This window comes from Erythrobacter sp. (assembly GCF_023653175.1).
Taxonomy (GTDB): Bacteria; Pseudomonadota; Alphaproteobacteria; order Sphingomonadales; family Sphingomonadaceae; genus Erythrobacter.
This window is the reverse complement of record NZ_JAMNXL010000263.1, coordinates 1-3,492: the sequence shown is the minus strand read 5'-3', so window position 1 is coordinate 3,492 and position 3,492 is coordinate 1. Positions and strand designations below refer to the sequence as shown.

Below are 3,492 nucleotides of genomic sequence, written 5' to 3'. Positions count from 1 at the left end.
GCGGCGCAGCGAGGGGTGGGGCATCAGTCGAGGTCCCCGTATTTGTCGTTGCCGACGAACTGGAAGCTGTCCGCCCTTCCTCTCGGATCAGGGCGATGGTGCGGGCGGCGGTGTCGTAGCTTGCGCGCGCGTTGGGCTCGAAGCGCAACACCGGCTCGACCGGGAGCGCGCTTGCGGCGGCGATCAGGTCGCGCAGCTCGGCGGTGGTGACCTGCTGGCCGTTCCACAAGGTGCGGTCCTGCTCGTCGATGGTGAGCGCGTTGGCTTCGAGGATCGGATAGGGGGGCGAGGCGTCCCCGCCCAGATCCATCTCGGTGACGTTCACCGGGGCGGGGATCGCGAGGATCAGCATGATCAGCAGCACCAGCAGCACGTCGATGAAGGGGGTGACGTTCATCGCCGACATCGGCTGGGGGCGGGGGGCGTAGAGATTGGGGCGGCGCAGGGCATGCGGCATGGGCTCTCTCCTTGTTGGCAGAGCCGCCGCAAGCGGGATGACGGCCGTGCTGACCGGGCAAGTTTAGCGCAAAAAGAAGAGGTTGCCTAACGCGTACCAGTATGGGGAGTGCAACGGATCGGCTCGTGCCCACACCAGACAAAAGGGGCGCCGCGATCACTCGCAGCGCCCCTCTATGATCATGCAACAACCGGGCAACAACCCGGCTATGACCAGCCGACAGCCACGTGACTGTCAGCCGGTGCCGGCGATCACTTGCCGAAGTCGCGGTACTTGTCGTTGCCGACGAAGCCGAACTTGGTGACGCCCGAGGTCTTGATCGTCTGCAGCACCTTGGCCGACAGGTCATAGCTGGCCTGCGACTCCGGTTCGAACTGCAGTTCGGGCTCGGGGTTCATCTGCGTCGACTGCTGAAGCGCGGCGACGAGCTGGCCCTGGTCGATCGGCGTGCCGTTCCACAGGATCTGGTCATCGGGCGTGAGGACCAGCTTGTTCTTGGTCGGCTCGACCAGCGGCGGCGGCGCGTCATTCGGTTGCGGCAGGTCGATATCGACCGAGTGCGTGGCCACCGGGATGGTGATGATGAACATGATCAGCAGAACGAGCAGAACGTCGATCAGCGGAGTCATGTTCATGTCCATCATCGGCTCGCCGTCAAGCTTGCCTCCAGACATACCCATGGTGTTTTCTCCTTAGAAGATTGGCTGTTGCGGTCAGACGCCGGGTTCGACCGGGTTCGAGATGAACCCGACGATCGGATAGCCCGCCAGCTGGACACGGAAGATGGCCCCCGCCACGCAACGCCACGGGGCGTTGACGTCACCGCGGATGTGGACCTGCGGAATCTTTTCCGGGTCATCGAGCAGGGCATCAACCCCGCCCGCGCGCTGGACGATCGCGTCGAGACGCTTGAACGCCTGCTCCTGGAGTTCGTTCGAATCCACCAACGTGATGTTGTTGAAGTAGATCCGGCACTGCCCGTTGCGCGATGCGCCCTCGTAACCTGCGTCACCCGCGCTGCGGCCGGCATCGTCGGTCGCGCTGACGGTGAGCAGCAGGTTTTCGACCTTGTCCTTCGATTCCAGCGATTCGAAAACCGGAATCTTGAGCTTCTCGATCGTCTGGATCGCCACCGGAACCGCGATGAGGAAGATGATCAGGAGCACCAGCATCACGTCCACCAGCGGCGTGGTGTTGATGTCGGACATCGGGGTATCGGCCCCACCTCCCGTTGAAATCGCCATTGTGAATTCCTAGCCTGTCAATACTTTGGCTTCTACCGCTTGCCCCGTCGCGCCGCCCTGAGGCGGGCTACCGGGGCACCTTCGGGAGCAGGCCCGAGGCCCGCTCCCGCCGGTTTGCAGCTCTGACGATCAGGACTTGTTGAGCGTCGGGTTGGCGGGAGCAGCCGGCTTGGCAGCGGGCTTGGCCGCCGGAGCCGCCTGGACCGCCGGCTTCACCGCGCCGTTCGAGTTCATGTAGGCGAGCAGGTCGTTCGAGAAGCTGCTCAGCATGGCCGAGATCTTGCGGTTGCGCGACTGCAGCCAGTTGAACGCGAACACCGCGGGCACCGCGACGAGCAGGCCGATCGCGGTCATGATCAGCGCTTCACCGACGGGGCCGGCGACCTTGTCGATCGAGGCGTTGCCGGCGATGCCGATGTTGATCAACGCGCGGTAGATCCCGATCACGGTGCCGAGCAGGCCCACGAACGGCGCGGTCGCACCCACGGTCGCAAGGAACGGCAGGCCGCCAGCGAGCACCGCGTTGATCGAATCTTCCGAACGCTGCAGCGAACCGTGCATGTAGTCATGCGATTCGAGGCTGTCGGTCATCTTGCCGTGCTCCTCCTGGGCCTTGACGGCGTCGTCGGCAAGCTGGCGCCACGGACCATCCTTCTCGAGCTTGGCGGCGCCTTCCTTGAGGCTGGCGGCGCGCCAGAAGCTGGTCTGCACGGTCTTGTACTGCTTGAGCACCTTGTTCTGTTCGAACAGCTTGGTGAACAGGATGTAGAACGAACCGACCGACATGATGATCATGATGGCGAGGATCGACCAGGCGACCGGGCCGCCTTCGACCATCGCTTCGTAGAAGCCGAACTTGCTTTCGGGCGCTTCGGCTCCAGCGGCGGTGAGAAGGGTAAGGTTCATTGCGAAAGTCCTCTTGAAAAGAATGGGTCGTGTGGGAGCGGCGCGCTTGCGCGTCGGCCCGATTGATCAGTTCAGCTTGTAGGTAATCCGGGTCGACCAGCTGGCGTTGATCGGCTCCCCGTCAGCATTCAGCGCGGGCTCGAAGCGCGCATAGCGCTCGACGGCCTTGGTGGCGGCCCCATCGAGTATGTCCGAACCGCTCGACGAGGTGACCGAGCAACCGGTGGCACGGCCATCGGTCGTCACGGTGCAACGCACGCCGACGGTGCCTTCGATCTCTTCCTGAGCCGCACGACGCGGATAGTCTTCCTGAATGCGGGCCGACCAGGAACGCTGGTTCTTCGGCTGCACGCCGCGGGCCTTGGACGGGCCCTTGGGTGCCGGCGGCGGTCCCGGAGGAGCGCTCGGCTGCGTCGAAGGACGAACTTCCGTGCGCGCGGGCGGCGGAATGTCCTGGCGCGTTTCCACCGGCGGCGGGTTGGGCGCGAGGTTGAGCTGCTGCGGCGGAGTCACAGGCGGCGGCGGCGAGGTGACGTCCGGCTGCTGTTCCGGCGGCGGCGGTTCATCCGGCGGCGGCGGCGGCGGCGGCGGCTCCTCGACGTTGACGGTGGTCACACGTTCGACCACCTCCTTGACGGCGTTGATGGCCAGGCCGGTCACGAGCAGGTACCCGATCGCGACGTGAATCAGGACGACGATCACGATCGACGTCGTCTTGTTCCCGGCCTGTTGTTGGCTAGCGTAGGACATCCAGCGCTTTCTCTCCAAATACTCGCCGATCCGCGGATCGGCACACTCCCCACCCCCCGGCCGTTATGGTCGGCGAGCGGATCCCGGTCATTTCGGTCCTCCCACGCCGGAACAAAATTACGGGCCCATGCATCG

At 64.7% G+C, this 3,492-nt stretch carries 5 protein-coding genes; all 5 read right to left on the bottom strand.

The annotated features are described in order from the left end of the window. Nucleotides 1-457 (bottom strand): biopolymer transporter ExbD (locus NBV68_RS18565; RefSeq protein ID WP_296312841.1); only part of this gene is annotated, 457 nt, incomplete at its 3' end. Nucleotides 458-708: 251 nt separating this feature from the next. Next, on the bottom strand, nucleotides 709-1,137 hold the full coding sequence (locus NBV68_RS18560; RefSeq protein WP_296312839.1) for a biopolymer transporter ExbD: 429 nt from the start codon (nucleotides 1,135-1,137) through the stop codon (nucleotides 709-711). A 33-nt stretch (nucleotides 1,138-1,170) separates the two neighbouring features. Continuing rightward, nucleotides 1,171-1,701 carry a biopolymer transporter ExbD gene (locus NBV68_RS18555; protein ID WP_296312837.1) on the bottom strand — a complete coding sequence of 177 codons (531 nt, stop codon included), beginning with the start codon at nucleotides 1,699-1,701 and terminating at the stop codon, nucleotides 1,171-1,173. A gap of 129 nt (nucleotides 1,702-1,830) precedes the next feature. After that, nucleotides 1,831-2,607: a MotA/TolQ/ExbB proton channel family protein gene (locus tag NBV68_RS18550; RefSeq protein WP_296312836.1), complete on the bottom strand. Its 777-nt coding sequence runs from the start codon at nucleotides 2,605-2,607 to the stop codon at nucleotides 1,831-1,833. Nucleotides 2,608-2,673: 66 nt separating this feature from the next. Further along, nucleotides 2,674-3,357: an energy transducer TonB gene (locus NBV68_RS18545; RefSeq protein ID WP_296312834.1), complete on the bottom strand. Its 684-nt coding sequence runs from the start codon at nucleotides 3,355-3,357 to the stop codon at nucleotides 2,674-2,676. Between the last annotated feature and the right edge of the window lie 135 nt (nucleotides 3,358-3,492).